This is a genomic window from Pseudomonas sp. S44, assembly GCF_016624805.1.
GTDB lineage: Bacteria > Pseudomonadota > Gammaproteobacteria > Pseudomonadales > Pseudomonadaceae > Aquipseudomonas > Aquipseudomonas machongensis.
Genome location: NZ_JACVTY010000002.1, coordinates 163,232 through 188,960, shown reverse-complemented (window position 1 = coordinate 188,960; position 25,729 = coordinate 163,232). Strand labels below are relative to the sequence as shown.

Here is a 25,729-nt window from a genome sequence, read left to right as displayed (position 1 = left end):
GGCGCCCACTGGCGCCCGCCTTCTGCGCGTCCCACATTAGAGTACCGATCATGTCTCGAATCGTTCTGCGAGGGGCCGGCTGTGCCCTGCTCTGCGGTTGCATGCCTGTTGTCGACGCTGCCGGTTTCATCGACGACAGCACACTGAAGCTGCAACTGCGCAACGTCTACTTCAACGAGAATTTCCGTGACGAACAGGGCATGAGCAGCCGCGCCGCCGCCAACGCCAAAAGCGAGCGAGTGGAATGGGCGCAAGGCTTTCTGCTCGATTATCAATCCGGCTATACCCCGGGTGTCCTGGGGCTTGGCATCGACGCATCGGGCCTGGTTGGCGTGCGCCTGGACTCAGGCCCCGGACGCAGTGGCACCGGCTTGCTGCCGGTACACGACGACGGCCACGCCGCCGAAGAATTCGCCAGCGCCGGCGTCACTGCCAAGGCACGCCTGGGCAAGACAGTCGTCAAGCACGGCACACTGCTGCCCAAGACACCCGTACTGGTCTACAACGACGCCCGCCTGCTGCCGCAGACCTACCAGGGCAGCCAACTGGTCAGCAACGACCTTGACAACCTCACCCTCACGTTCGGGCATCTGGATCGCTTCAAGCAGCGCGACTCATCGAACAGCACCGGGCTGTTTGTGGACGGCTACAGCGGTCGTGAATCCGGCGATTTCAGCTACGGCGGCGCCGACTACGCGGTCAGCAAGCAACTGCGCCTGAGTTATTTCCACGGTGAGTTGAGCGACTTCTACCGCCAGGACTTCGCCGGCATCCAGCATGACCTACCGCTGGCCGGTGGCACACTTGCCAGCGACCTGCGCTATTTCAGGAGTCGCGACGAGGGCGCGGCTCAGGCCGGACGCATCGACAACCACATGCTCAGCGGGCAACTGACCTACAGCCACAGCGGCCATGCCTTCGGCACCGGCTACCAGGTGCTGCGCGGCGACGCCGGCCTGCCCTACATCAGCGGCGCGACCGTGTATTCGTTCAGCAACGTCGGTATCGGAAAATTCATCGAGGAAGACGAGAAGACCTGGATGGCCAGCTATGCCTACAACTTCGCTGCCGCAGGGGTGCCGGGACTGACCTTCATGACCCGCTACCTGAGTGGCGACAACCACCGTTCAGGCGAAGACGGGTTGCGCGAATGGGAGCGCGACGCGGAACTGGCCTACGTTGTGCAATCCGGACCGTTCAAGGGGCTGGGTGCCAAACTGCGCAACTACGTGTACCGCTCGGATTTCGCCCGTGGCCGCGATAGCAATCGGCTCTACCTGACCTACGATATCGTGCTTTGGTGACCGGTGCCGGTATCGATCGATACCGGCAAATCACGCTTCGGCCAACGGCACACGGCCCGGGTAACGCCGTTCGAAATCGTCTGCCAACTGCGCCTGGGTCACGCTCCCCAGGCGCTCGAGCGGCAGCGCCAGACGGGTGTCGTTTCTCATGGGAGGGCAGTCGTCGGCACAAGTGCGTGAATTATCGATCGACACCGCCAAGGTTACGAGGCGCTTCGCCTATCGCCCACTGATCTTGCGGTGAACGACCGAGTTCGACAGTGCCTCAGGCAAACACCTCTTCGATAAAGCGCTCCAGCCCCTCGGCCTCGAGGATCTCGATCGAAAAATGTCCGAACTGCTTGGGTAGCCAGATGATCCGCCCGCCTCCCGGCGCTTGCAGGTCATTTCGGGCCAGCGGGTTGCCATTTTCGTCCTCGGGCTGAACACCTTGTGCCATCAGCTGGTCGTACACCACCTCGATGTCCGGGGTCGAATAGCAATGGCGGTAGATGGTGCCCTCGCCCTGGGTCTCGAGCAGCGTCTTGAGATTGCCTGCCAGCGGCTGGACCAGCATGAAACGCTCCGCCCCCATCAGCACCACGGCGTAGCGCACATGCAGGCCGCCGCGCTCCCAGACCTGGGTTTTCGAGATCCGCGCACCGAGTATCCGTGCGTAATACGCACACGCGGCCTCGAGGTCGCTCACCAGTACATCGACATGACTGAATTTCAGATCCATTGCTTGACTCGCTTTGCGGGGGAACAGTCTGGCGCCAAAGGGGAATCAATCTTCCACAGGCCGCAACCCTGCGTCCATGGTTGTTTACATAAGCCAGGCTAATCGGCTATCAGCAACATTCGCTCTACTGATCAGTGCGGGCCAGGCACACTGGCAAACTTTTCAGACACAGAGCTCCCCCATGTCAGGCGAAAAATCCATCACCGCGCTGCTGCGCGGCATGAGCCCCAAACTCAACCCCGGCGAATACGTGTTCTGCACCGTGGCCGACAGCGCAGCTTTGCAGGGCAGCGAAGTGCTCGGCAGCTTCCGCGAGCAGGAAGGTCTGACCGCGATACTCGACCGTTCACGCGCCGATGCGCTGGGCCTGGAATACAGCTTCGTCGCGGCCTGGATCACCCTGACCATTCACTCCGCGCTCGATGCCGTCGGCCTCACTGCGGCCTTCGCCAGCGCACTTGGGGAAGCGGGCATCAGTTGCAACGTGATCGCCGCCTATTATCACGACCATATCTTTGTCGCCAGTGACGACGCCGCACAGGCGATGGCGGTCCTCCAGGCGCTGTCGCGCGGTGGCGATACACACTGAAGAGGGCTCGTGCACCGCTGGCGAATTCGGCTATCGTCTGACCTCCCCAGACCCGCTCGGACCGCCGCACATGCACATTGTCATCCCCGACGACTACCAGAATGTGATCAGCACGCTCGACTGCTTCGCCCGCCTGGGCAAGCACAAGGTCACTGTGCTCCACCAACTGCAACCGGCCACCGAGGACCAGCTCGTCGAGCGCTTCGCCGATGCCGACGCGCTCGTGCTCACCCGCGAACGCACGCGCATCGACGCGGCGCTGCTCGACCGGTTGCCCAAGCTCAAGCTGATCAGCCAGACCGGCAAGGTATCCAGCCACCTGGACCTGGCTGCCTGCACCGCACGCGGCGTTGTCGTGACCGAAGGCCGCGGCTCGCCGGTAGCGCCGGCTGAGCTGGTCTGGACGCTGATCCTCAACGCCCGCCGTCAGTTAGTGCCGGCCATCGATGCCTTCAGGCAAGGGCGCTGGCAGGTCAACCTGGGGCAGGCCCTGGCGGGGCAGACCTTGGGGATCTGGGGATACGGCAAGATCGGCCAACGCCTGGCGCGTTACGCCCAGGCCTTCGACATGCCGGTGCTGGTGTGGGGCAGCGAGAGCAGCCGCGCGGCTGCCCAGGCCGATGGCCACCGGGCTGCAGCTTCGCGCGAGGCGTTCTTCGCCGAAGCCGACATTGTCAGCCTCAACCTGCGCCTGTCCGACAGCACTCGCCACCTCGTGACCGGCGAAGACCTGGCACACATGAAGCCCGATGCCCTGCTGGTGAACGTCAGCCGCGCCGAGCTGATCGCCCCGGGTGCCCTGCTCGCGGCACTGAACAATGGACGCCCGGGCTTTGCTGCTCTGGATGTGTACGAGAGCGAACCGCTGCTCGACCCTGCCCACCCCTTGCTCCAGCACCCGCGCGTACTGTGCACGCCGCACCTGGGGTACGTGGAGAAGGCGGGTTACGAGCTGTACTTCGGTGATGCTTTCGACAATGTGCTGGCGTTTTTCGAGGGTGCGCCGATGAACGTGGCCAATCCGGATGCGCTGGAGCGCGGCCGCTGAGCACAGCCTGGACTTGCCGTAAGCACCGCGATAAAGGGCTGATTCCTACAGCGGACTACTCCGCGTCTGACAGAGAGCAATGGCCACAGGGAAATACCCTACGTAACCTGTCGACTCCCGTCTGATTGTCCCGGGGAAGCCTGGCCCATAGGCTTCCCCGGTCGCTGGTGTTCAGCGACCGGGTGTGGAAACCCGGATACATGGAAAGCGGCAGCCCTTTATGGCAGCTGTGCGCGGGAGGTCTTCGGACCTACCGGGGTTTTCCGTGTACCCGGCTTTCCACCCCGTGAACAGCTGCCACCCTAACGTGTGGAAACGAAAGGATGCAGTTCAACCTACACGGAGCTGTCATGAAAAAAATCGTCCCCGACCCACCCGAAAATCTCCTCCGCAAATTCGCAGTCCCCGCCGGCAAATCCCTCTCCACCGCCATCCTCGAAGGTCTGGTCCCCATCGAGGAGGTGTTGTCCAACGCCTGCCACTTCATGCTCCACGCCTATACCGATGCGTACCATGCCCACGATACCTGTGCCGACGTCGAGGTGCGCCAGTTGATGAGTGCCAGCATGCGCAGCCTTGAAGTTGCGATCGGGCAGGCCGATGCGCTGGTCGGAGCGTTGCGACAGGTGCCGGAGTCGGGATTCAGCGCCGTTCACTGAGCCGCCCAGCACCGACGCTTTGTGGGAGCGGGCTCGCCCGCGAAAAATACACCGCGGTCTCTGCTTTGCGGGCAAGTCGCAACGGCGCACCAGCGCTCCCACGAGCCATATAACGTACCGTGATACGTATCACGCAATCATCGATGCAACTACAGGTCCTGGCAGCGCAACCGCCCAAAATGGCACGGCATATAAAATTAGTGGCACAATGCCTCCATCCACCTTTCCACCATCGGATACAGGACCCGCCGATGCAACAACCGGTCAGAACACTCAAAGCCGTATGCGTTGATATCGAGCGCGGTGACATCGACGTGCAGGCAGGCAAGAACTGCCTGGACTTCCTCAAGCAACAGCGCAGCCCGATCGAGGCTTGCTGATCGTAAACCCTCCCAACATCCCACCTTCATTGCAGGACTCGTATGACTTTGGAATATCTGGTCGACGCTCTTTACGCCGACTCGGATGTGCAACGGATGCTCGCACTTTCCACCCACAGCGACGCTCTTCAGATCTGCTTCCCCAAGGAAGTGAACGTCTCCCGCTTCCTCGCCTGGCTGATCGATCCGACCCAAGGTCACGGGCTGGGTGACCAGGCGATCAAGTCGCTGCTGACCCGGGCAGGGCAATCCAGCCATATCGAAAACCTGAGCCTCAATGACCGCCGCTTCCTGGCCGCCTCGAACGTACAGACCCTGGCCTTCTCCTCGCTCATGGTGATGACGGAGGCCGAACTGGGACTGCGCAACCAGAAGCGCTATATCGACGTGCTCGCGCTGGACCCCGCGGCCAAGATTTACATCGCCATCGAGAACAAGTTTGGTCATCACGAGGGGGAAGACCAGACCAAGACCTACTACGAAGCCCTGAACAATCTCTACCCGAACTACCGCGGCATCCATATCTTCCTCGACGGCCACGAGAACGACCCGGAGCACGACCAGTGGATTCCGGTCGGCTACACCTGGCTAACCGAATTCCTCACCCAGATCGAACAACTGGAGTGGACCGCGCCTCACGTGAAATCCACCCTGGCGCAGTTTCGCAAGGCCATCCAGGAAGAAGAGGAGATCGCCGAAGGCGACGGCCTGGGCAAGCTGGTCACCACGGTGGCAAGCAAGCATCAGGAGGCACTCGACGCCCTGCACAAGATCCTCACCCCCAATGCACCGAGTTCGCGCGCCAAGGACCTGGCAGCCCTGGTCAACGGGCCGACGGGCAATGATGCAAAGGCCAATGTGCGCTTGTTCCAGCTCTATGCGCGTCGACCGCAGGTTTGGGACAGGTGCCTGAAAGAACGCAAGTTCGCCAGGTTCCACAGTGCAATGAAGGAGGCCTTTGGTCATGTCGTCACGGAGCCTCGGCGGGTGGTTACTTTCTTCTGTCTGGTGGAGTTCGGGCGTTTCCTGGACCCGGACCTGGGAGGGATGTGGCCAGCGGCAGTCAAAGTCCGCCAGGAAGGCGACCATTTCGTGATCACATCGTATATTTCCTTGAGCAGCGTCGTAACCGCATACCGTCAGCCATTGATTGAGATTGTCAACACCGAACGGGCACGGCGCGGCATTCGCAAAACGTCACAAGACGACGGCTATTTCACCATCCGTCGCAGCGAAAGCCTGCCACCGGCCAAGGCGGCAACCGAAGCTGTGGAGCAAATGCACAGCCTCGTTGCCTTGCTCAAGGATCTTCACTAGGTTGCAAGCCTGCGGGCGCCTGATCGCGCCCGCGGGTTCAGCACGCATCCGCCTACAGGAGAGCGCACGATGATCCGCCCCGCCACCCCCGCCGACCAATCCGCCATCCAGGCCTGCGCCGAACAGGCTTATGCCCGCTACATCCCTTTGATAGGCCGCAAGCCCGCCCCCATGCTGGCCGACTACGCCAGCCAGATCGCGACTGGCTGGGTCCACGTGGCCCTGGACGAGCAGGCCAGCCTGCAGGGCTTCATCGTGTTCTACCCCCACGACAACCACATGCTGCTGGAAAACGTGGCCGTGCTGCCCAGTGCCGCCGGACGTGGTATCGGCAAGGCGCTGATCAACCTGTGCGAAAGCCGCGCGCGCCAACTCGGGCTGAATGCAGTGCAGCTCTACACCAACGAGCGAATGACCGACAACCTCGGCCTCTACCCCAGGCTTGGCTATGTCGAGGTCGCACGGCGCAGCGAAGACGGCTTCAACCGGGTGTACTTCGAGAAAAAACTTGGTCCAACGCGCTGAACGCCTGGTTCGCCAGGCAGGCAAACGCAGCAAAGCATGAGTTCAGGTTATGGCTACCCCGGCAGCCATGAGCCTGACCGAGGCCATGAAGTCTTTCTCAAGCTTCGACAACACCGCATTCTCATGCACCACCGCTGTCAGCACCACGGGCAGCCGTGGCGTGATCCGTCGCGCGCGTTGCCCTGGCGGGAGCAAGGCGTCGGCGGTGAACTCATCGATCAAGGCGATACCTGCCCCCGCCTGGGCCAGGGCGCAAGCCACATAGTAGGTCTGGACCTGGGTGCGGCTGTCCACGCCGCCAAGCCATGGCCGGACCAGCTCACCGAGGGGGTCCGAGGCCGGCAGGCCGATGATTCGCGCAGGGTCGATGGCATCCAGTGACACCGGCCCCTGGTCTTGCGTGTCGTCATGGCAGACCAGCTCGACTTCGTGCAGGTCAATGACTTTCAAGCCGGGTCGTGGCTGGGCATTGAAGGTGAAGGCAATCGAGATCTCGCGCGCCAGCAGCGCCTGCGCCAGTTGATCGCTGTGGGCGGTGATCAGGTCCAGGGACAGCTCGGGATTGGCGCGCTGGCTTGCAGCCAGGGCGTGAGGCAGCACCTTCAAGCCCAGTGACGGAATGCAGCCGATGCGCAGCGCACCCCTGGGCTGATGCCTGAGGCTGCGCGACAGCCGCCGCACATCGTCCAGGTCGCGGAACACCTTGTCGATGGCCGGGATCAGTATTTCGGCCTCGCGGGTGAGCTGCAGACGCCCCTTGACCCGCTCGAACAAGACGAAACCCAGGCTCGCCTCTGCATGGGCCAGCAGCTTGCTGGCCGCAGGCTGGGTGATGTTGAGCGCCTGTGCTGCGCGCGTCAGGGAACCGGTCCGCAGGATTGCCTGGAACACTTCGATGTGACGGATACGCATGGTCATAGCCCAAGGTTATGGAAGCTGCAGTTATAGGCCTTGGCGGACGTGAACGGCAAGGCTGGATACTGAGCGCAGTGGCACGAGTTCAGGAGAAGGCACATGCATGTGGTGGTCGTGGGGGGTGGGGTCATTGGCCTTGCGAGTGCGCTGTACCTGGCGCGCGAAGGGCTTCAGGTCACGCTGGTCGAACGCAACGAGGATATCGCCCTGGAGACCAGCTTCGCCAATGGCGGGCAACTGAGCTACAACTACGTGGCGCCCCTGGCCGACCCGTCGGTGTTCGCCAACCTGCCCAGGTGGTTGCTCGCCAGCGACTCGCCACTGCGCCTGCAGCCGCGCCTGGATTTGCAGCAATGGCGCTGGTGCCTGGCCTTCCTGCGGGCATGCCGGGCAAGCCGGGTCGAGCGCACGGTACGCGAGATGCTCAGGCTGTCCCAACGCAGCCAGGCGTTGCTGGAGCAGTTGCTGCAACAGACACCGATCGATTTCAACCTGCGCCAGACCGGCAAGCTGATCATCCATCGCAGCCAAGCTTCGCTGAGCGCCGCAGTCAGGCTGGCCGAACTTCAGCAACAGGCGGGGTCGCAGCAACGCCTGCTGACGCCCAGCCAATGCAGCGACCTTGAGCCCACGCTGTCAGGGGTGGTCGGGCAGCTTGCCGGCGGCATCTTCACCCCCGGCGAAGCCACCGCAGACTGCCGGTTGTTCTGCGAGGGGCTCAAACGTCATCTGGATGGCCTGGCGAATGTGCGCTTCAAGCTGGGCCAGGCCGTGAGCGGTTTCACCAAGGTGGGCAAGCGGATTACTGCGCTGAAGCTGGGTAACGAAACCCTTGAGGCTGACGCCTTCATCATCGCCTCAGGCATCGCCAGTGTTGGCTTGCTCAAACCGCTGGGGATCAGCCTGCCGCTCTATGGGCTGCGCGGTTACAGCCTCAGCGTGCAGCCTGCCGATGCCAACGCCCTGCCCCGGCTCAGCGTCACCGACGCCAATCGCAAGATTGTCTACGCACCGCTGGGCAGCACCCTGCGGATCGCCGCGATGGTGGACATGGGCGTGCGTTCGGCCGAGGCCCCGAAGCGGCGCATCGACCTCCTGAAGGCACAGGTGGCGGAACTGTTCCCCGCCCTGGACCTGCGCCAGGCCCAGGCATGGGCGGGCCTGCGTCCTGCCACTGCGCTGGGCAAGCCGATCATCGACCGGGCGCCGGGGCTGGAGAATCTGTGGCTTAACGTTGGCCATGGCGCGCTGGGCTTCACCCTTGCGTGCGCCAGCGGCGAGATGATCACCCAGCAGATCCTTCAAGGCCGGCCGCACGAGAGCGATGCACCCTTCTCGTTGGCGGCACATCGATAACCTTGTCCATCAGGATCGGCAGCGCTAAGCTCGCCGCGTTTTGCCAGTGGATGCGCTCAAGGGGCGCGAAAAACATGAATCGTCAGAAAAAGATCAAACAGCTGTTGAAGGCTCACGCCAAGAAAGCCAACGCCAAGCTGGCGCCCAAGAGCAACAAGCCCAAGTACATCAGCAAGGCCGACCGCTTGAAGTTGGAGGCCGAAACACCCCAGGAGGCGGGGCTGGCGGTGGTGAAGGAGTGAAGGTGTTTTCGCAAGCTGGCGGGCGCTGTCTTGCTGCTCCAAGGAACACCCTGAACCGCTTCTACAGGTGCCCATCGCACCTGTAGAAGCAACTGTCTTGCTCAAAATTTAAAGACCAGCCCAATCCCCTGTGGGAGCGGCCTTGTGCCGCGATCGGGCGCGAAGCGGCCGTGAAACCAGGCCCTCAGACCTATCAGGAAAATTTCGGCTGCCTGGCTTGCGGCCGCTTCGCGCCCGATCGCGGCACAAGGCCGCTCCTACACAGGGACGGGTGGGGCCAGGGGCTCCAAGGCTGCGCGCAACCACGCCAGAAACTGCCGCGCCAGCGGATCGTCCTGGCTATCGCGGTGCACCAGGCAGCTCCACGCCGGGCCGCGCACGCGCTGCGCCGACAACGCTTGCAGGCGCCCTTCGTCGACCAGCCGCTGGGCCAGTAACTGGCTGACCAATGCAATCCCCAGCCCCTCTCCCGCCGCATCCAGCAGCAGCCCCGGATCGGAAAAATTCAGCCCCTTGCCCTGCTGCCCCACCGCTTCGCCGCCCTCCAGTTGCCAGTGGCTCCAGTCCATTTCCCGTTCGCCATGCAAGGTGGTGCGCCCGGTCTCGGGCAAGGCGGGATGACAGGCGGGATACAGACGGTCCTGATGCAATACGCTGAAACTGCACTCGGCCTGCGGGCCAAGGTCGTCGCGGATCGCCAGGTCGATGGTCTGGCTGCTCATGTCCGGCGCATCGAAGCTGGTGAACAGCCACAGGTCTACCTCCGGGCAGCGCGCATGGAAGTCGGCCAGGCGCGGCAACAGCCAGTGCCGGGCGAAGGCCGGAGTGGTGTTGACCACCAGTTGGTTGGGCTTGCGGTACTGGTCCAGCCGGCGGATGCCCACCGCCAGTTGTTGCAGCATGACCTGCGTGGTGCTGAGCAGGTCATGGCCCGCATCGGTGAGGCTGACACTGCGCCCGGTCCGGTGGAACAGCGGTTGCTCCAGGTAGCTTTCCAGGCTGCGGATCTGCTGGCTGATCGCCGACTGGGTGAGGTTCAGGGCCTCGGCGGCCTTGTGAAAACTGCCCAGGCGGGCAGCGGCTTCAAAGCCACGCAGGGCATTCAGGGGCGGCCAGTGCTTGAGCATGATCGATAAGCCTTTCTAATCAGAAATACGCTAAATCTATCGTTAGTCCACGCTGCTTCATAGCCATATCATGGACACCAACACCCGCGACGGCGGGCTTCGTTGATAAAAATCACTAATACATTGGAGCTAACCATGGACCTGTCCATCGCCAGCGGCTGGCGCATGCCCGCCGAATGGGCCCGCCACGCCGCCACCTGGATGATCTGGCCGCACAACCAAGGCTTGTGGGAGTCCGGTTGGCGCGTGACCCTGGCCGAGGTGCAGGGTGACTACGCCCGGGTCGCCAGCGCCATCGCCCGTTTCGAGCCGGTGAAGATGGTCGTCGCGCCGTCCGCCATGGCCAGCGCCCGCGCGCTGTGCGGCGCCGGTATCGAGCTGATCGAACTGGCCGTGGACGACAGCTGGTGCCGCGACAGCGGGCCGACCTTCATCACTCACCCGCAACACGGCCTGGCCGGCCTGAGCTGGCGCTTCAACGCCTGGGGTGGCAAGTCCGAGCACGGCCTGGACCGCAGCCTCGGTCGGCGCATCCTCGACCACCTGGGCCTGGAAGGCTTCAGCACGCCGCTGTGCAACGAAGGCGGCGCCATTCACGTGGACGGCGAAGGCACCCTGATCACCACCGAGTCGGTGCTGCTCAACCCCAACCGCAACCCCGGCCTGAGCAAGGCTGACTTCGAGGAGTGCTTCGCCCGCCTGCTGGGCATCCGCAAGACCATCTGGCTACCGGGCGACCCGCAGTACGTCACCGGTGACATGACCGATGGCCACGTCGACGGCGTCTGCGCCTTCGCCCGGCCCGGCGTGCTGCTGGTCGATGCCACCCACGAACAGGGCTCGGTCTACGCCGACGTCGCCCGGGAAAACCGTCGCGCCCTGGAACTGGCCAGCGATGCCCAAGGTCGGCACTTCGAGCTGCTCGACCTGTTCGAGGCCAGCGCCGCAGTGGATAAAGACGCCGAAGTGTTCTGCGCCTCCTACACCAACTTCTACCTGGCCAACGGCGCAGTGATCATGCCCGCCTATGGCATCGACGCCGACCAGGCCGCCGCTCGTCAGTTGGCCCAGGCCTTCCCCGACCGCGAGATCGTGCCGGTGCGTATCGACCACATCGCCCACGGCGGCGGTGGCATTCACTGCATCACCCAGCAACAGCCGGCCTGGCCTGTAGCGGAGGACCGTCCATGAGCCTGCTGCGCATCGCCACCACGCAGATGAGCTGCGACTGGAACCTTGTCGCCAACCTCGACCGCGCCGAGCAACTGGTGCGCCAGGCCGCCGCCCAGGGCGCGCAGGTGATCCTGCTGCAGGAGCTGTTCGCCACGCCGTACTTCTGCATCGAGCAGTGCCACAGCCACCAGGCGCTGGCCCAGGACTACCACGACAGCCCGCTGCTGCGCCGCTTCGCCGCGCTGGCCAAAGAGCTGGGCGTAGTGCTGCCGCTGAGCTGGTACGAGCGCGCCGGCAACGCCTTCTTCAATTCGCTGACCGTGGCCGACGCCGACGGCCGTTTGCTCGGGGTCTACCGCAAGACCCACATCCCCAACGCCATCGGTTACCAGGAAAAGGAATATTTCAGCCCCGGCGACACCGGCTTCAAGGTCTGGGACACCGCCTTCGGCCGCCTGGGCATCGGTATCTGCTGGGACCAATGGTTCCCGGAAACCGCGCGTTGCCTGGCGCTGCTGGGCGCCGAGGTGCTGTTATTCCCGACCGCCATCGGCTCGGAGCCCGGCGCCGCCGAACTGGACTCACGTGACCACTGGCAGATGGCGATGCGCGGCCACGCCGCAGCCAACCTGCTGCCGGTGGTGGCCGCCAACCGCGTCGGCCAGGAAGTGGCGCGCAGCGACGAGCAGCTGTCGATGCGTTTCTACGGCTCCTCGTTCATCTGCGACCACAAGGGCGCGATGCTCGCCGCAGCCGATCGCGACAGCAGTGGTGTGTGGCTGCACGACCTGGATCTTGCGCGCATGCGTGAAGACCGCCTGAGCTGGGGCATCTACCGCGACCGCCGTCCCGAAATGTACGCACCGTTGATGACCCTCGACGGCCGCACCCCACAATCGACGAGGGCCTGAGCCATGTCACGCCGTCCATCAGCGCTGTTCGCCGCCCTCGCCCTAGCCTGCTGCGCGTCCGGCTCCCAGGCGCAGCAAGAGGCCCTGCGCCTGTACAACTGGGCCGACTATTTTGCCGAGGACACCCTCAAGCGCTTCACCGCCGAAACAGGCATCCCGGTGATCTACGACGTCATGGACAGCAGCGAGGTGCTCGAGGCCAAGCTGATGTCCGGGCGCAGCGGCTACGACCTGGTGTTTCCCGGCGACACCGTGGCCGAACGCCTGATGCGCGCCGGCAGCCTGCAGCCGCTCGACCGCCGGCAACTGACCGCGCTGGACGACATCGACCCCGGCCTGCACGCCCTGCACGCGCGCTACCCCAAGGCCAGCCAGGCGACGGTGCCCTATACCTGGGGCACCATCGGCCTGACCTTCAACGCGGCGAAGATCCGCGAGCGCATGCCCGACGCCCCGCTGGACAGCCTCGACCTGCTGTTCAAACCGGAGCTGGCGGCCAAGTTCGCCGACTGCGGCATCTCGATGATCGACTCACCCGACGAAGTGCTCGCCGTGGTGCTCCACTACCTGGGCCGCGAGCCGCGCAGTGCCAGGCGCGAAGACCTGGCCGCCGCCAGCGAGCTGCTGAAAGGCATCCGCCCCTACGTGCGCAAGCTGCAGTCGCAGCCGGTGACCGAGCTGGTCAACGAGAACACCTGTCTGTCGCTGGGCTACAGCGGCGACGTGATCCAGGCCCAGCGCACCGCCGAGGCCGCAGGCAAGGCCATCGACTTCCAGTACCACGTGCCGCGCGAAGGCACCACGGTGTGGATGGACACCATGGCGATCCCCGCCGATGCGCGTCACCCGGAGTACGCCTATCGTTTCATCAACTTCGTCATGCGCCCGGAAAACATGGCCGCGATCAGCACCTTCACCGGCTACCCCACGGCCAGCGTCAAGGCCCGCCCGCTGGTGGACGCGCGCATGCGCGACAACCCCGACATCTACCTCGATGCCGCCACCTATGCCCGGCTGATTCCGGGCAAGGATATTCCCCAGGCCGACATGCGCGCGCGCATGCGTGTCTGGACCCGTTTCAAGACTGCCCAGGACTGACCCATGCCGACCCGCCGTACCTTCCTCCAGCACCTGTCGATCGCCGCCGGCCTCGGCGCCGCCGCAAGCATCGGCCTGCCCCTGGGCAGCACCCGCGCCAGCGAGACGGGCCGCTGGTTCATGCCCGACGAGGGCGAGCCGCAGCAGCGCGCCTACATAGCCTTCGGCGCCCAGGACGCGATCTGGGAAGACTTCACCGAGGACGTGCAGGCTGCGCTGGGTCGCATCGCCCGGGCCATTGCGGTCTACCAGCCGGTGACGGTGTTCTGCCGCGCCAGCGAGCGTGACATTGCCGAAGAAGAATGCGGCAGCCACAACGTCACCTATGTCGAAACCGAGCTGGACGACATCTGGATGCGCGACATCGGCGCCAACTTCGTGGTCGACGACGACGGCGAACTGGGCGCGGTGGACTTCAACTTCAACGGTTGGGGCGACAAGCAACAGCACCGCTACGACGCGAAGCTGGCCAGGCAGGTGGCCACGCGGGCGAACGCGACCTACCAGCGCAGCGAGCTGGTCGGCGAAGGCGGCGGCATCGAGGTCGATGGCCATGGCACCGGGATCATGACCGAAAGCAGCTGGATCAACGCCAACCGCAACCCCGGCTGGAGCAAGGCCGAGGTCGAGCAGGAACTCAAGGCGCGCCTGGGCCTGCGCAAGATCATCTGGCTTCCGGGCATCAAGGGCAAGGACATCACCGACGCGCATGTGGACTTCTATGCGCGCTTCGTACGCCCCGGCGTGGTGCTGGCCAACCTCGACACCGACCCCGATTCGTATGATCAGGCAGTAACGCTGCGGCATCTGGAGATCCTCAAGCAAGCCACCGATGCCGAGGGTCGGGCGTTGCAGGTGCACACCGTGTCGCCGCCGCTGAAACCACGCAAGAGCGCGTTCAACAAGGGCAACCCGGATTTCGCGGCGGGGTATATCAATTATTTCGTGATCAACGGCGCGGTCATCGCCCCGCAGTTCGGAGACCGAGAGGCCGATGAAAAGGCCCGGGCGTTGTTGGCCGAGTTGTATCCGGATCGGGACGTGGTGCAGTTGGATATCGATGCCATTGCGGCGGGAGGTGGCGGCATCCATTGTGTGACGAGCCATTGTCCAGCGGTGTGAGTACCGGCCCTATCGCGGGGCAAGCCCGCTCCCACAGCCCCCGATATATTCGGGTCCAGCGCCGTACTTGTGGGAGCGGGCTTGCCCCGCAATGAGGCTGGCACAGACACCCCATTCATTTGCAAACCCGATCAATCACAAAGAAAAACAAACTTCTCAAATGAGCCCCGGGCAGTGATGCTGTCGCGATCCACTTCGCCTTCCGGAGAACAACAATGAACGAAGTCGCCATCGTCGCCGCCACCCGCACTGCCATCGGCAGTTTCCAGGGCTCCCTGGCCAATGTCTCGGCCATCGACCTCGGCGCTGCGGTGATCAAGCGCCTGCTGGAGCAGACCGGCCTCGACCCTGCGCAAGTCGACGAGGTGATCCTCGGCCAGGTGCTGACCGCAGGCGCCGGCCAGAACCCCGCCCGCCAGGCTGCGGTCAAGGCCGGCCTGCCCCACGCGGTGCCGGCGCTGACCCTGAACAAGGTCTGCGGCTCGGGCCTCAAGGCCCTGCATCTGGCGGCCCAGGCAATCCGCTGCGGCGACGCCGAGGTGGTGATCGCCGGCGGCCAGGAGAGCATGAGCCTGGCGCCCTACGTGCTGCCGTCGGCCCGCACTGGCCAGCGCATGGGCCACGGCCAACTGGTCGATACCATGATCACCGACGGCCTGTGGGACGCCTTCAACGACTACCACATGGGCATCACCGCCGAGAACCTGGTGGACAAGTACGCCATCACCCGCGAACAGCAGGATGCCTTTGCCGCCGAGTCCCAGCGCAAGGCGGTGGCCGCTATCGAAGGCGGTCGGTTCAAGGATGAGATCACCCCGATTCACATCCCGCAGAAAAAAGGCGATGCACTGGTGTTCGACACCGACGAGCAACCTCGCCCGGGCACCAGCGCCGAATCGCTGGGCAAGCTGCGCGCGGCTTTCAAGAAAGACGGCAGCGTCACCGCCGGCAACGCCTCGAGCCTCAACGACGGCGCCGCTGCCGTGCTGCTGATGAGCGTCGACAAGGCCAAGGCCCTGGGCCTGCCAGTGCTGGCCAAGATCACCGGCTACGCCAGTGCCGGTGTGGATCCGGCGATCATGGGCATCGGCCCGGTCTCGGCGACCCAGCGCTGCCTGCAGAAGGCTGGCTGGCAGCTGGCCGACCTGGACCTGATCGAGGCCAACGAGGCCTTCGCTGCACAGGCCCTGGCTGTGGGCAAGGAGCTGGCGTGGGATGCGGCGAAGGTCAACGTCAACGGCGGCGCCATCGCCCTTGGCCACCCGATCGGCGCCTCGGGTTGCCGGGTGCTGGTGACCCTGCTGCACGAGATGATCAAGCGCGATGCGAAGAAGGGCCTGGCGACGCTGTGCATCGGTGGCGGCCAAGGGGTCGCGTTGACGATCGAGCGATGAGTCTGGGGTGAGTTCCTCGCAGGCAAGCCCGCAGAGAACTCACCATCAATCTCAGAATCTGTCATCCAGAATCGCCGGCAAGCTCAGCTCCCTGACAAAGCTGGCCGGCGACAGTGACAGGACCATCCTGACCACCTGCACCACATCGTGCACCGGTATCAGTGCCCCTTCGCCACGCTGCGCAGCGTCTGCAACCGGCACCTCCAGGCCATCCTCGGTATTGAGATAGCCGAGGTTCAGGCAGGTCACCCCAAGACGCCGATCGCGGTAGCCCTCACGCAGGGCGTCGGCGATGCCTTGCAGGGCGAACTTGCTGGCACCGAACGTCACCTCCGGACGCCCGCTGCGCGGCAGGCCCGAAGTCGAGCCCGTCAGCAGGATGCGTGGGTGCTGGCTTTGCAGCAACAGGGGCAGCAGACGTTTGATCAGCAGGATGGTCGCGGTGATGTTGCAACCGACCATGGTTTCAATCTGGGCGTCCTGGTCGTCGAGAAAATCGTAGGCGGGGTCGAAGGCCAGGGGCTCCCAGATGCCAAGGTTGTAGATCAGCGTGTCGATGCCTTGATCAGCCACCGCCTCGGTGATGGTGGCGACGGCGGCTGCGGGGTGAGCGAGGTCGGCTTCGATCCAGCGGGTGTCGATACCCGCGATGACGGGGACATGCGGGGGGATGGCGCGGGCGACGCCGATCAGGGTGTCACCGGGGTTGCCCAGGCCTTGCATCAGGGCCTTGCCCAGCCCTTTGCTGGCGCCGATTACCAGGGTCTTCATCAATAACTCCATTTATCGAGGTTTGGGGAAAGAGGCCGGGACAGCGGTGACCTTTTCGCGGGCAAGCCCGCTCCCACAGGTACTCCACAGTCTTCAGAGCCGCGGGGCCTGTGGCAGCGGGCTTGCCCGCGAAAAGGTCCCCGCCAAAACCAGATTCGCTCCACAGAGCGCAGCATCCAAGCAGCCCACCAGCTCGATGACAAAGCCCGGCTTGTATCCAGATGTAAACCGCGCCGCGTGTCTGTTTCAGATCAATGCCGTACGCTTGCAGACAACCCACTGCGCCCCCATCCAGCCACACTGCCATCCTGCCCGCACCCGGTACCCGCCATGAGCCTGCTCAGACAAGCCCTGAACGACCAATCCTTCGTCTGCATCATGGAGTTCGTCCCCAAGCCTTCTGCCCAGCGCTTCGCGGCGCTGGAGAGCATCATGGCGCGTGCGCAGTTGTGTGGTTGGCCATTGGCGGTGTCCATCGCCGACCGGGTCGGCAGTGCGCTCGACATGTCGCCGCTCGACGCCTGCCGCAGCTTCGATACACCGGTCCCGACCCTGCTGCATTTCTCCGGCAAGGATCGCGAGCGCCAGGACCTGCTCGCCCAGTTACCGCGGATGGACGCCGCTGGCCTGGACCAGCTTTTGCTGCTGACCGGCGACCGCCTGCCCGGCCACACGCCGGGCCAGCGTCCGGTGCGTTACCTCGAATCCGTCGCAGCCCTGCAGATCGTTCGCCAGGCGCGCCCCGACTGGCTGCTCGGTGCAGCACTGAACCCCTTCAAATACCGCGAGGAAGAAGGCGGCGCGCAGTACTTCAAGGCCGAAAAGAAGCTCGCAGCCGGCGTCGACTTCTTCATCCTGCAACTGGGCTTCGACTTCCAGAAATACCGCGAGGCCATGCACTGGATGCAGCGCCAGCCCACGCCTCGGCCTATGCTCGCCTGCATCATGGGGCTGACCGATGGCCGTGCCGGGATGCTCGAGCATGTGGCGGGTGTCACCGTAAGCCCCGCGATGCGCGCGCTGCTCGCCGCCGAGGCAGCGGTGTCCAAGGCCCACGCCCGGCAGCGCGCCACCGAGCGCCTAGCCCTGCAGATCATCGGCCTGCGCCTGCTGGGTTACGCCGGGATCAACCTCTCCGGCGTGCACGAACTCGAACAGTTTCTCGAACTGGAACAAGCCCTGGAGGACTGGCTGCCACGCATCAACAGCCTCGAGCAATGGCGCAGCGCCTGGGACGCCGCCTGGCAGATGCCCGACGTGGCACCGGTCACTTTCCACCCGCCCGGGCATCACTGGCAGCAGGGCCAGCGCCAGGTCCAGGCGTCGTTTACGGAAAAGGCTCGCTACCATTTGCTGTCGGCCATGCACCATCAACTGTTCAGCCGCGAGACGCTGTTGAGCAAGGCATTCGGCTGGAGCGTGCGCCGCACGCTGTGGTCGACACCGGCAGCGGCGCGCGTGCTGCACGGCGTGGAGCGCAGCCTCAAGCGGCCGCTGGTCGGTTGCGACACCTGCGGGCAATGCCGGCTCGAAGACACCTTGTACATCTGCCCGGAAACCTGCCCCAAGGGCCTGGCCAACGGGCCCTGCGGCGGCACGCAACTGAACCGCTGCGAGTTCGGCGACCGCGAATGCATCCACAGCCGCAAATACCGCACGGCAGTGTCGGTCGGGCAGACGCACGTGCTCAGCGACAAGCTGATCCCCTGCGTCGAGGTCGGTGGGCGCCAGCAAAGCTCCTGGCCGCGCTGGTTCGCCGAGCCCACCCCAGTGCAACCCGCAGCGCGTGCCAAGCGCCCACAACCCGAGATCGCGGACCTGTAGGCGCGACCCGGCAAGCCCTGGCACAGGGGGCCCGGCAGCCTCTATCCTGAGCGGCCATCGCCCCACACTCGCCCACAGGACCGCCGCGTGACCCGAGAGCAACTTGAAACCCAGCAGATCCCCCTCTACTTCGCTGCCGTGGTCCTGGCCATCGCCGCAGGCCTGCTCGCCCCCGACACCGCCAGCCACCTGCAAGCGCTGGTGATCCCGGCGATTGCCGTGCTGATGTACGCGATGTTCCTGCAGATCCCCTTTCTCGACCTGCGCCAGGGGCTGGGCAACCGCCGCTTCATGGGCGCACTGTTGCTTGCCAACTTCGTGCTGGTACCGCTGCTGGTGTGGGCGGTCACGCGCGGCCTGGTCGAGCATCCGGCGATCCTGATCGGTGCGCTGCTGGTACTGCTCACGCCCTGCATCGACTATGTGGTGGTGTTCACCCACATCGGCAAAGGCGATTCACGCCTGATCCTCGCCGCCACGCCAGTGCTGTTGCTGGTGCAACTGGCCCTGCTGCCGCTGTACCTGGCCCTGATACTCGGCACGCACAACCCTGTGGCACTCTCCATCGCGCCGTTCGTGGAGGCCTTCGTGCTGCTGATCGCGCTGCCGATGCTGCTGGCCGTGCTCACCAGCGCTGGCGCGCGCCGCTCGCAGGCCATCGCTCGCTGGAACGACGCCTGGGCGTGGATGCCGGTGCCAGCCATGGCCCTGGTGCTGATTGCCGTGATCGGCTCGCAGATCGCCGTAGTACTGGGCGACTTCCAGCGCCTGTTGCCGGTGATTCCGGTGTATGTCGGGTTCGCGCTGCTGGCACCGCTGCTGGGGCTGCTCTCGGCGCGGCTGTTGCGGCTGCAGGCGCGCGAAGCACGAGCGGTGACGTTCAGCGCCGCGACCCGCAATTCGCTGGTGGTACTGCCGCTGGCGCTGGCCTTGCCGGAAGACTTGCGGGTGCTGGCGGCAGCGGCGGTGATTACCCAGACACTGGTAGAACTGGTGAGCGAACTGATCTACGTGCGGATGGTGCCGACAGTGGTACGAACCTGACGGGCTCCAACCACCTCACACAATCACGAAACCCACTTCGATATTGCCCCGCGTCGCCTTGGAGTATGGGCAGATCTGGTGCGCCTCGGCCACCATCTTCTGCTTGTCCTCCTGGGCAAGCCCGGGCAAGTGCACCGTCAACTGAGCGGCCAATGCAAAGCCGCCATCGGCGGTATTGCCCAGCGACACATCAGCCTCCACCGCCACGCCCTCGGGCAGGCGGATGTCGAACTTCTGCCCCGCACGACGCAATGCGCCGATGAAGCAGGCCGACCAGCCGATGGCAAACAATTGCTCAGGGTTGGTGCCTGGACGTCCGGAGCCGGGCGGGCTCAGCGGCAGGTCCAGCGCACCATCACTGGAGCGACCGCGGCCGTCGCGGCCGCCGCTGGTGTGAGTACGGGCGGTGTAGAGCGTGGTTGTCAGAGGGGTAATCACGGTGCATCTCCTTCTGGGCGATCAGGACGTTGCGCACGGCCCTCCCCGACCAAGGGTGCGGGAAGGGCGCGAATGGCCGTTACTGCTTGGCCTGGCTCAGGCGGCTGTAAAGGTCGGATGGGAACGGCTTGCCGTTGGCGTCGAACTGATGCTTGCGGAACTGATACACCTCCGCCTCGGACAGGTAGCCATCGTGGTTGGCATCGATCGCATCGAATTCGGCGTTGGCCTTCGGCGCCACGGCCAGCAGCTCGGCACGCGAAACGCGGCCATCGTGGTCGGTGTCGGTGCGGGCGAAGGAGGCATCGCCGCACTTGCCTTCACCACACTTGCCCTCGGCTCCAGTGGCTTTCGCCTGGCCACCGCACTTGCCTTCGCCACACTTGCCTTCGGCCTGGGTGGCCTTGCCCTGGGCACCACACTTGCCCTCCCCGCACTTGCCTTCCGGGGCCTTCTCGTTGGCCGCAAGCTGGTAGCCCTGCGGCAGTGCTTCAACAGCGAAAGCGGAACTGGTGACGTTGATACCGCCTGCCAGGGCGATGGCGAACAGGCCGATGCGAGCCTTGGTGGAAATCGGGGTATGGGACATGGCATTTCTCCGGATGTCAGTGCGGTCGTACCGCTGGGTTCATTGCCCCTAGGGCGAGAGAGCCGATGAACCGGGCGCCTGGCCCCGTTCGTTCGGGTGGAGCCATTTGAACGTCAGCGTGTATCGGGGGCGTATCCGGAGAGGGAGGGATTTGTATGCAAGTACGCAGGATCAGGGATGAGATACAGGGCGATACAATCGCGACAGGAGCGTCAACGGTGGGTGCAAAAACGGCGCCGTGAAGGCGCCGTCGATCATCAGCTATCAGGCCTGGACAGGCCCCTGCGAACCAGGCTGGCGTCCGAAACAGTAGACGAGTATGCAGTAGCCAATCATCACCGAGAACGTCCAGAACAAACCGTGCTCGTAGAAGATGACACCCTCTCCTGGCACCTGGGAGAAGTGATAGCCCGCCAGGGCGCCCATGATGCCGAATGCCGAGATGGTAGAGCTGGCGTTCAGCGGCATGCTGGCCATGATGCCCATGATGATGCTGGCGCATAGCAGGGAAATGACTGCCACAGGCCAGCCGCCAACGGCGTAGCCTGAGATATGTACCGCCGCCGGTGCAGTGCCTTTGCCGAGGAACTGATCGGCCCGGCCTGCGAACATCTTGTCGTAGATGTAGGTGGAAGGCCGGCACTTCGGACCAGGCCGCGCCTGGGCGAGAATCCCGCCACATGCAGATGGATGATCAGTGAACTCTTGATAGTAATAGGGATACGGGATCGACATGCGGTTGACCAGATGCATCATCAGGCTTGGCGCTGCGCCCATCGCCACTTCGGACAACTGCGCAGCACGCTCGGCGATGGAGGCACTCTTGCGACTCTCGGGAACCATCGGTGGCTGCGGCGAAGGTGCAGTTTCTACCACCGCCACTGCAGGTTCTTGAGCAACTACCGGCGAAACGGCAGCCACTTCAGCGGCAGCGACAATCGCCGACTCGTTACCTTGCGCGGAAAGCTCGGCGTCCTCGATCACTTGCACCGAACCGATGAACGCTTGCGCCACCGGTGGCTCGCTCGACTGCCCGAAACGAAACACCACGGTGGAGATCAACAAGTAAGTCGCGACAACCAGCACGCCACCCACAATCGCTTTAGCGTAAGCGTGCCGTTCGGTATGCATGAAAATGGCGAGCACTGCACCTGCATAGTAAAGAACGACCGGCCATTTCATGTTGATCATGATAAAGAACAGCGAGGCCATGACGATTGAAATGATTGCGGCCACTTTCCAGAACCAGCCCGGCCGCTTCGATGCATTGATGATCGCCGCGTATGACAAATAAGGCACAACGGCTTGCAGCACGATAAAGACCACGAAGCTCAGGCGCTCACGAATTTCGAATCGGGCAACTACTGACGAAATCGAGTCACGGCCCGACATGAACAGCTCCGCCACGCCGTGCCGATAGAAGCTGAACAGCACGTAGGTACACGCCAGGGTAAACAAGATGACGAACCACCGCTCTGTCAGTTCGGGAAATCTTCGACTGACAGCGTCCACCTTGTCTCCGGCCAGCCTCTTGACCGCATAGACTACGGCCGGCGTGACCACGAACGGCATGAGCAGCAGCACCCAGAAGCCGGTACTGAAGATATGATTGAGCTGCAAGACGGCGGTAGGATATTCAGTGATCGCAATCGCCTCATAACCCCAAGGTGATGCATAGATCAAGTTACCGAGAACAACCAGAATAAAGTAGGCTACGAGAAAACATATGGGCTGAACATTTCTTGAAAAAAAACCTCTGAATCCTTCAATACGCGCCGCTTCCATCTCACCACTCTCAATTATGAAGTCTATGTTCTCCGCATCTCTTTGTGTTGCGGAAAGGTCGGCCATCATAAGGCCGATCGCGTATCTAAGCCAGCATCACCCAGCACCGCCCACGTCCTCGATCGAGCCGAAATCCGCCCCGGCGACCTCCACCGTCGAACCTCACAGCGGCATGCGCGCTCGGAGTGGCGGGCATACGCCTCGGGCGCGGTAATGGTGGCTGAAACTGCCGATAATCTTTGTTATGCCTGGCGGTAAAAGGACAATTTCATCTATCCATGACCTGCCAAGCCTCCTCCGACCACCATCCCGGAACAGTCTGACATACTCCCCAATGCCACCTTCTTATGCTCGCGAGTCCCTCAATCGCGGGCTAGCGGCTGACCCAACGGTCTCTCCTGACGCCCTGCTCAGGACCCGTCATGCCTCGCCCGCCCATCACGGAACTAGGTGGCAACCCGTTCAAGCCTTTCGCCCGAGAGCGGATCGAAAGCTCGATCGATCTTTCCAAACTGTATGCCGCAATCGACCGCGATCCCGCCATCGTTGGGGCGGGGGTGGTTTATGTCGATGTTCATTACAACGCGATTACCTTGCGGGCGTTTCAGCCTGTTTGCAGTGTGCTGCCGAAGAGGGTGGTGTTGCAGGAGCTGCCTAGGGCGGTTACGGCTGAGCAGTATCTTGAGCAACAGGTGAAGGATCCGCGGCAGTCCAGGTTGATTTCGGATATTTGGGATGCGGGGTTGGCGTGTGCAGGGTTGATAGGTGGAGTGGTACTGATGTGGTCGGGCGGCACTGTAGCCGCTTTCACAGGGGGTATCGGACTTGTGATAAGCGCTGCTGGTCATGCTGCACTTGGAGCTTCCGCCGTTCAGTGTTATCTGGGTGGAACGCGTGTTTATCTGGAACTCACGCGACCGGAAGCAAACGATGAACTGGACCACGAAACTTGGTTTAAAATTCTCTCACCGCTTCTGGAAACAATCTCTCTCCTTGGCATCGCCAGCGCATCCCTTAATACAATCAAATATCTCCAGATACTTAAGCGAACCACAGGCTTGGGATGGTTCGGATCGAGCAGAGAGCTGACGCGTCAGCAACGCAGCAAGCTGATGACAGAAATACTTTCCATCCGGCACCCATCGCTAACAGCCAAGCAACTTAAGCTCAAGCAGCGCCTTGGCATTTTCCCCAAACGGTTTACACCTACACAAGTCAGGAACACGACAAAAGCACTTATTATTGAGTCCATTCTCAGCGGCATCGGTATTGCCAGCAGTGAAATAATCCAAAATCTTGCAGTAATTTTGCTTGAGGAGTTAGCAGAATGATGTTCCTCACATTTCCTTGGAGCAAATTTTTCAAACGCTTTTTTCCAATCAAAGCTCTAGGCATGCTCCTGACTATGGTAACTGTCCCGATAGCATGCGGACTGATTACCGATATCTATTTTCACAAGCACCCCCACTACCTTGAGTACATGGTCGCCATGCTTGGACTGTGTGGCGTTGTGCAGGGCAGTGCTCAGTACTCCGTTATTCGCGGTAGAACAGGAGCGACATGGTGGATCGTGGGGATGCTAGCCATATGTCTTATTGCCAGCGGTAGAGGATATTTCGAACCTGGCATGAAGTTGATATCGCTGACTGGCATGCTCTTCGCCGCCTTGGCTCTCGCCTGCTACAACAGCCGCCGCTACCGCCAAATGTGTAAAAGACTTCAAGTGATCCGGCGAATGCGCGAGGAATGGATCGCCTATGAAAAGCTCCGTCGGTAGCTCAAACCCAATCCGTATAGGAGTGGCCTCGTGCCGCGAAAGGGTCGCAAAGCGGCTCCGGCAATTCCAAAGCAGCTAAAAAGGCTCTCGGAGGTAGTCACGATGCAGGCCAGTGGCATCCGGAATTGGCTACGCCAAGTTCGCAGAAGCAATGTCTGGACATTCTTACTTGTGGCAATCCTACTAGTAGTAAAAGCTTGGGCCGGCTACCAGAGCTTTCTCCATCGGGCCGAATTACAAGCCCGCGCAGCAGCCAAAGCCAAGGCGGCCCAAGTGACACCGGTAGCACCACCGCGAAGTCCACCGAGAATCGAAGTCACCGCCCCCCAGGGCATCAGACCCGAAACGATCAAAGCCATAGAGCAGGCAATCCGTCGCTGATCGTGAGAGATAGCCAATTCTTCAACCCAGCCACGTAGTGCGACTCAGCAATGATTGGTGAGTCCTTCAACAGCGGAGTCGGCATCATAGGAAACGGGATGATCGAAAATCTTGCAGTAACGTTGATCGAGGATGTCGGTGAATGATGTTCCTTACCTTTTGTGTGAGGACTTTCCTCAAACGATTTTTCCCGATCCTTGCGCTGGCAATGTTGCTGGCAATTATCGCCATCTCTACGGGAGCAGGCGCCATAGCAGATGTCTACTTTCGCAAGCATCCAAACTACCTTGAGTACTCCTTTACTCTGCTGATGTTGGGCACGACCGTGCTGGGGTGCGCTCAGTACTCGGTAATCCGTGGCAGAGGAAAATTCACATGGTGGATTGTAGGGGTATTGGTGATATGCCTTGCAGCCAACTGCATAAGCTACTTCAAGCCTGGATTAGAGTTGTTTTCGTTGGTGGGCATGCTCTCAGCCGCCTCGGCCCTCGCCTGCTACAACAGCCGCCGCTACCGCCAAATGTGTAAAAGACTTCAAGTGATCCGGCGAATGCGTGAGGAATGGATCGCCTATGAAAAGCTCCGTCGGTAGTTCAAACCCAATCCGTGTGGGAGCGGCCTCGTGCCGCGAAAGGGCCGCAAAGCGGCCCCTGCAGTCGAGGGCCAACAACACCTCCAACAGCTACACAGCCTCCCCCGCCAAATCAATCAACCTCCCACACTCCTCCGCCGTCATCCGACCGATGATGCGGATGGCCTGATGAATCCCCGCCGCACCTCGACCGCTCAACTGCGGGTTGTGCTCACACTCAAGCAGTTCGTCGTATTGAGCCAGTGCCTCGCCCAGGAGTTCGAGGGTCCAGGCATAGGACTGGATTGTGGAAAGGCGCTCGTGGTCAGTCATGGGACACCTGTCTCAGTTCGCGGGTGGACTGACTGTGGATAGGGAAAAAGCGATGGGGTCGAGATACCGGAGCCGATGAGCAGCGGCGGAGAGCGGATGCGAGGATCCTGTAAGGGATAGCGATAAACATGCATGAAACTCCAAGTTAGGTTGGAGCTGCCACGCATCGTCGCCAAACAATTGGGTGGCAGCTGTACGCAGGTTGGCGAACCGGGAACTTGGAACCCGGCAGACCCGAAGGTCTCCCACGCACAGCCGCCATGGCACGAGGCTGCGGACGCAAAAAAAGCGCCTGCAATCGTGTGGGGCGCTTTGCGCCAAGTTTTCCCGGGTCG

Annotated in this window: 27 protein-coding genes; 19 read left to right on the top strand and 8 right to left on the bottom strand. The window is 62.7% G+C overall.

All coding sequences use genetic code 11. From position 1 onward, the window contains the following. The first annotated feature begins 50 nt into the window (after positions 1 to 50). Positions 51 to 1,304: an OprD family porin gene (locus IAE40_RS04050; RefSeq protein WP_153773861.1), complete on the top strand. Its 1,254-nt coding sequence runs from the start codon at positions 51 to 53 to the stop codon at positions 1,302 to 1,304. Between the two features lie 265 nt (positions 1,305 to 1,569). On the opposite strand, the gene IAE40_RS04045 is transcribed toward IAE40_RS04050, so the two are convergent. Then, the gene (locus IAE40_RS04045; protein WP_063545155.1) at positions 1,570 to 2,025 is read right to left on the bottom strand and encodes a VOC family protein; all 456 of its coding nucleotides are present in this window, start codon (positions 2,023 to 2,025) and stop codon (positions 1,570 to 1,572) included. Between the two features lie 181 nt (positions 2,026 to 2,206). Here IAE40_RS04045 and IAE40_RS04040 point away from each other — a divergent pair, with 181 nt between their 5' ends. The 6 genes from IAE40_RS04040 (at position 2,207) to IAE40_RS04020 (ending at position 6,543) form a co-directional block, all read left to right on the top strand. Then, a complete protein-coding gene (locus IAE40_RS04040) occupies positions 2,207 to 2,614 on the top strand; it encodes an ACT domain-containing protein (protein ID WP_200602715.1) in 408 nt (135 codons plus the stop codon). Between the two features lie 70 nt (positions 2,615 to 2,684). After that, positions 2,685 to 3,662 carry a D-2-hydroxyacid dehydrogenase family protein gene (locus IAE40_RS04035; protein ID WP_197891009.1) on the top strand — a complete coding sequence of 326 codons (978 nt, stop codon included), beginning with the start codon at positions 2,685 to 2,687 and terminating at the stop codon, positions 3,660 to 3,662. A 350-nt stretch (positions 3,663 to 4,012) separates the two neighbouring features. Further along, positions 4,013 to 4,321 (top strand): hypothetical protein, encoded by a 309-nt coding sequence (locus IAE40_RS04030; protein ID WP_197891006.1) that lies wholly within the window; start codon positions 4,013 to 4,015, stop codon positions 4,319 to 4,321. Positions 4,322 to 4,572: 251 nt separating this feature from the next. Beyond that, entirely contained in the window at positions 4,573 to 4,701 is a 129-nt protein-coding gene (locus IAE40_RS25815; protein WP_267912167.1) for a hypothetical protein, read from the top strand. Between the two features lie 48 nt (positions 4,702 to 4,749). Next, on the top strand, positions 4,750 to 6,018 hold the full coding sequence (locus tag IAE40_RS04025; RefSeq protein ID WP_197891003.1) for a PDDEXK-like family protein: 1,269 nt from the start codon (positions 4,750 to 4,752) through the stop codon (positions 6,016 to 6,018). Between the two features lie 69 nt (positions 6,019 to 6,087). Next, a complete protein-coding gene (locus tag IAE40_RS04020; RefSeq protein WP_054891450.1) occupies positions 6,088 to 6,543 on the top strand; it encodes a GNAT family N-acetyltransferase in 456 nt (151 codons plus the stop codon). A 42-nt stretch (positions 6,544 to 6,585) separates the two neighbouring features. Here IAE40_RS04020 and IAE40_RS04015 read toward each other — a convergent pair whose 3' ends face one another. Continuing rightward, positions 6,586 to 7,455 carry a LysR family transcriptional regulator gene (locus tag IAE40_RS04015; protein WP_200602714.1) on the bottom strand — a complete coding sequence of 290 codons (870 nt, stop codon included), beginning with the start codon at positions 7,453 to 7,455 and terminating at the stop codon, positions 6,586 to 6,588. 102 nt (positions 7,456 to 7,557) lie between these two features. Between IAE40_RS04015 and IAE40_RS04010 the strand changes: the two genes are divergently transcribed. Both IAE40_RS04010 and IAE40_RS04005 read left to right on the top strand, forming a co-directional pair. Further along, a complete protein-coding gene (locus IAE40_RS04010) occupies positions 7,558 to 8,814 on the top strand; it encodes a D-amino acid dehydrogenase (protein ID WP_200602713.1) in 1,257 nt (418 codons plus the stop codon). A 74-nt stretch (positions 8,815 to 8,888) separates the two neighbouring features. After that, positions 8,889 to 9,056 (top strand): DUF2986 domain-containing protein, encoded by a 168-nt coding sequence (locus IAE40_RS04005; protein ID WP_065862662.1) that lies wholly within the window; start codon positions 8,889 to 8,891, stop codon positions 9,054 to 9,056. A 257-nt stretch (positions 9,057 to 9,313) separates the two neighbouring features. Here IAE40_RS04005 and IAE40_RS04000 read toward each other — a convergent pair whose 3' ends face one another. Further along, on the bottom strand, positions 9,314 to 10,183 hold the full coding sequence (locus IAE40_RS04000) for a LysR substrate-binding domain-containing protein (protein ID WP_153772530.1): 870 nt from the start codon (positions 10,181 to 10,183) through the stop codon (positions 9,314 to 9,316). Positions 10,184 to 10,318: 135 nt separating this feature from the next. On the opposite strand from IAE40_RS04000, the gene IAE40_RS03995 reads away from it, so the two are divergent. The 5 genes from IAE40_RS03995 to IAE40_RS03975 all read left to right on the top strand — a co-directional run bounded on the left by IAE40_RS03995 (position 10,319) and on the right by IAE40_RS03975 (position 15,881). Next, positions 10,319 to 11,374, top strand: a complete 1,056-nt coding sequence (locus IAE40_RS03995) for an agmatine deiminase family protein (RefSeq protein WP_200602712.1) — start codon at positions 10,319 to 10,321, stop codon at positions 11,372 to 11,374. Then, positions 11,371 to 12,267, top strand: coding sequence for an N-carbamoylputrescine amidase (aguB, locus tag IAE40_RS03990; RefSeq protein ID WP_200602711.1), 897 nt, complete (start codon positions 11,371 to 11,373; stop codon positions 12,265 to 12,267). Before IAE40_RS03995 ends, aguB begins: the two co-directional genes overlap by 4 nt. Positions 12,268 to 12,270: 3 nt before the next feature. Continuing rightward, positions 12,271 to 13,365: an extracellular solute-binding protein gene (locus tag IAE40_RS03985; RefSeq protein ID WP_153772533.1), complete on the top strand. Its 1,095-nt coding sequence runs from the start codon at positions 12,271 to 12,273 to the stop codon at positions 13,363 to 13,365. 3 nt (positions 13,366 to 13,368) lie between these two features. Continuing rightward, complete coding sequence (locus IAE40_RS03980; RefSeq protein ID WP_200602710.1) at positions 13,369 to 14,487, top strand: agmatine deiminase family protein; 1,119 nt, start codon at positions 13,369 to 13,371, stop codon at positions 14,485 to 14,487. A gap of 215 nt (positions 14,488 to 14,702) precedes the next feature. Beyond that, on the top strand, positions 14,703 to 15,881 hold the full coding sequence (locus tag IAE40_RS03975) for an acetyl-CoA C-acetyltransferase (protein ID WP_054893536.1): 1,179 nt from the start codon (positions 14,703 to 14,705) through the stop codon (positions 15,879 to 15,881). Between the two features lie 51 nt (positions 15,882 to 15,932). Here IAE40_RS03975 and IAE40_RS03970 read toward each other — a convergent pair whose 3' ends face one another. Continuing rightward, the gene (locus IAE40_RS03970) at positions 15,933 to 16,652 is read right to left on the bottom strand and encodes an SDR family NAD(P)-dependent oxidoreductase (protein WP_197892822.1); all 720 of its coding nucleotides are present in this window, start codon (positions 16,650 to 16,652) and stop codon (positions 15,933 to 15,935) included. Positions 16,653 to 16,982: 330 nt separating this feature from the next. Here IAE40_RS03970 and IAE40_RS03965 point away from each other — a divergent pair, with 330 nt between their 5' ends. Beyond that, positions 16,983 to 18,476: a methylenetetrahydrofolate reductase C-terminal domain-containing protein gene (locus IAE40_RS03965; RefSeq protein WP_197892820.1), complete on the top strand. Its 1,494-nt coding sequence runs from the start codon at positions 16,983 to 16,985 to the stop codon at positions 18,474 to 18,476. Positions 18,477 to 18,563: 87 nt separating this feature from the next. Beyond that, positions 18,564 to 19,520 (top strand): arsenic resistance protein, encoded by a 957-nt coding sequence (locus IAE40_RS03960; RefSeq protein ID WP_200602709.1) that lies wholly within the window; start codon positions 18,564 to 18,566, stop codon positions 19,518 to 19,520. A 15-nt stretch (positions 19,521 to 19,535) separates the two neighbouring features. Here IAE40_RS03960 and IAE40_RS03955 read toward each other — a convergent pair whose 3' ends face one another. The 3 genes from IAE40_RS03955 to IAE40_RS03945 form a co-directional block, all read right to left on the bottom strand. Continuing rightward, positions 19,536 to 19,955 (bottom strand): organic hydroperoxide resistance protein, encoded by a 420-nt coding sequence (locus IAE40_RS03955; protein WP_054893555.1) that lies wholly within the window; start codon positions 19,953 to 19,955, stop codon positions 19,536 to 19,538. A gap of 82 nt (positions 19,956 to 20,037) precedes the next feature. Next, positions 20,038 to 20,547, bottom strand: coding sequence for an HvfA family oxazolone/thioamide-modified RiPP metallophore (locus tag IAE40_RS03950; RefSeq protein ID WP_065863316.1), 510 nt, complete (start codon positions 20,545 to 20,547; stop codon positions 20,038 to 20,040). Between the two features lie 264 nt (positions 20,548 to 20,811). Further along, a complete protein-coding gene (locus tag IAE40_RS03945) occupies positions 20,812 to 22,401 on the bottom strand; it encodes a hypothetical protein (RefSeq protein WP_200602708.1) in 1,590 nt (529 codons plus the stop codon). A 353-nt stretch (positions 22,402 to 22,754) separates the two neighbouring features. On the opposite strand from IAE40_RS03945, the gene IAE40_RS03940 reads away from it, so the two are divergent. The 3 genes from IAE40_RS03940 to IAE40_RS03930 all read left to right on the top strand — a co-directional run bounded on the left by IAE40_RS03940 (position 22,755) and on the right by IAE40_RS03930 (position 25,082). Next, on the top strand, positions 22,755 to 23,663 hold the full coding sequence (locus tag IAE40_RS03940) for an NAD synthetase (protein WP_200602707.1): 909 nt from the start codon (positions 22,755 to 22,757) through the stop codon (positions 23,661 to 23,663). After that, complete coding sequence (locus IAE40_RS03935; protein ID WP_153772541.1) at positions 23,660 to 24,109, top strand: hypothetical protein; 450 nt, start codon at positions 23,660 to 23,662, stop codon at positions 24,107 to 24,109. The genes IAE40_RS03940 and IAE40_RS03935 overlap by 4 nt, the downstream gene beginning before the upstream one ends. A gap of 523 nt (positions 24,110 to 24,632) precedes the next feature. Next, a complete protein-coding gene (locus tag IAE40_RS03930; RefSeq protein ID WP_125930728.1) occupies positions 24,633 to 25,082 on the top strand; it encodes a hypothetical protein in 450 nt (149 codons plus the stop codon). A 90-nt stretch (positions 25,083 to 25,172) separates the two neighbouring features. On the opposite strand, the gene IAE40_RS03925 is transcribed toward IAE40_RS03930, so the two are convergent. Further along, positions 25,173 to 25,394 carry a hypothetical protein gene (locus IAE40_RS03925; RefSeq protein WP_186667693.1) on the bottom strand — a complete coding sequence of 74 codons (222 nt, stop codon included), beginning with the start codon at positions 25,392 to 25,394 and terminating at the stop codon, positions 25,173 to 25,175. Positions 25,395 to 25,729: the final 335 nt, after the last annotated feature.

Excerpts from the sequence above, each read along its gene's own strand:
- IAE40_RS03950 (WP_065863316.1), bottom strand. The coding sequence starts at position 20,547 with ATGTCCCATACCCCGATTTCCACCAAGGCTCGCATCGGCCTGTTCGCC.
- IAE40_RS03925 (WP_186667693.1), bottom strand. The coding sequence starts at position 25,394 with ATGACTGACCACGAGCGCCTTTCCACAATCCAGTCCTATGCCTGGACC.
- IAE40_RS03945 (WP_200602708.1), bottom strand. The coding sequence starts at position 22,401 with ATGATGGCCGACCTTTCCGCAACACAAAGAGATGCGGAGAACATAGAC.
- IAE40_RS04040 (WP_200602715.1), top strand. The coding sequence starts at position 2,207 with ATGTCAGGCGAAAAATCCATCACCGCGCTGCTGCGCGGCATGAGCCCC.
- IAE40_RS03995 (WP_200602712.1), top strand. The coding sequence starts at position 10,319 with ATGGACCTGTCCATCGCCAGCGGCTGGCGCATGCCCGCCGAATGGGCC.
- IAE40_RS03970 (WP_197892822.1), bottom strand. The coding sequence starts at position 16,652 with ATGAAGACCCTGGTAATCGGCGCCAGCAAAGGGCTGGGCAAGGCCCTG.
- IAE40_RS03940 (WP_200602707.1), top strand. The coding sequence starts at position 22,755 with ATGCCTCGCCCGCCCATCACGGAACTAGGTGGCAACCCGTTCAAGCCT.
- IAE40_RS03975 (WP_054893536.1), top strand. The coding sequence starts at position 14,703 with ATGAACGAAGTCGCCATCGTCGCCGCCACCCGCACTGCCATCGGCAGT.
- IAE40_RS03980 (WP_200602710.1), top strand. The coding sequence starts at position 13,369 with ATGCCGACCCGCCGTACCTTCCTCCAGCACCTGTCGATCGCCGCCGGC.
- IAE40_RS04020 (WP_054891450.1), top strand. The coding sequence starts at position 6,088 with ATGATCCGCCCCGCCACCCCCGCCGACCAATCCGCCATCCAGGCCTGC.
- IAE40_RS04030 (WP_197891006.1), top strand. The coding sequence starts at position 4,013 with ATGAAAAAAATCGTCCCCGACCCACCCGAAAATCTCCTCCGCAAATTC.
- IAE40_RS04050 (WP_153773861.1), top strand. The coding sequence starts at position 51 with ATGTCTCGAATCGTTCTGCGAGGGGCCGGCTGTGCCCTGCTCTGCGGT.
- IAE40_RS04015 (WP_200602714.1), bottom strand. The coding sequence starts at position 7,455 with ATGCGTATCCGTCACATCGAAGTGTTCCAGGCAATCCTGCGGACCGGT.
- IAE40_RS03965 (WP_197892820.1), top strand. The coding sequence starts at position 16,983 with ATGAGCCTGCTCAGACAAGCCCTGAACGACCAATCCTTCGTCTGCATC.
- IAE40_RS03985 (WP_153772533.1), top strand. The coding sequence starts at position 12,271 with ATGTCACGCCGTCCATCAGCGCTGTTCGCCGCCCTCGCCCTAGCCTGC.
- IAE40_RS03935 (WP_153772541.1), top strand. The coding sequence starts at position 23,660 with ATGATGTTCCTCACATTTCCTTGGAGCAAATTTTTCAAACGCTTTTTT.
- IAE40_RS04005 (WP_065862662.1), top strand. The coding sequence starts at position 8,889 with ATGAATCGTCAGAAAAAGATCAAACAGCTGTTGAAGGCTCACGCCAAG.
- IAE40_RS03930 (WP_125930728.1), top strand. The coding sequence starts at position 24,633 with ATGATGTTCCTTACCTTTTGTGTGAGGACTTTCCTCAAACGATTTTTC.
- IAE40_RS25815 (WP_267912167.1), top strand. The coding sequence starts at position 4,573 with ATGCAACAACCGGTCAGAACACTCAAAGCCGTATGCGTTGATATCGAG.
- IAE40_RS04035 (WP_197891009.1), top strand. The coding sequence starts at position 2,685 with ATGCACATTGTCATCCCCGACGACTACCAGAATGTGATCAGCACGCTC.
- aguB (WP_200602711.1), top strand. The coding sequence starts at position 11,371 with ATGAGCCTGCTGCGCATCGCCACCACGCAGATGAGCTGCGACTGGAAC.
- IAE40_RS04000 (WP_153772530.1), bottom strand. The coding sequence starts at position 10,183 with ATGCTCAAGCACTGGCCGCCCCTGAATGCCCTGCGTGGCTTTGAAGCC.
- IAE40_RS04010 (WP_200602713.1), top strand. The coding sequence starts at position 7,558 with ATGCATGTGGTGGTCGTGGGGGGTGGGGTCATTGGCCTTGCGAGTGCG.
- IAE40_RS04045 (WP_063545155.1), bottom strand. The coding sequence starts at position 2,025 with ATGGATCTGAAATTCAGTCATGTCGATGTACTGGTGAGCGACCTCGAG.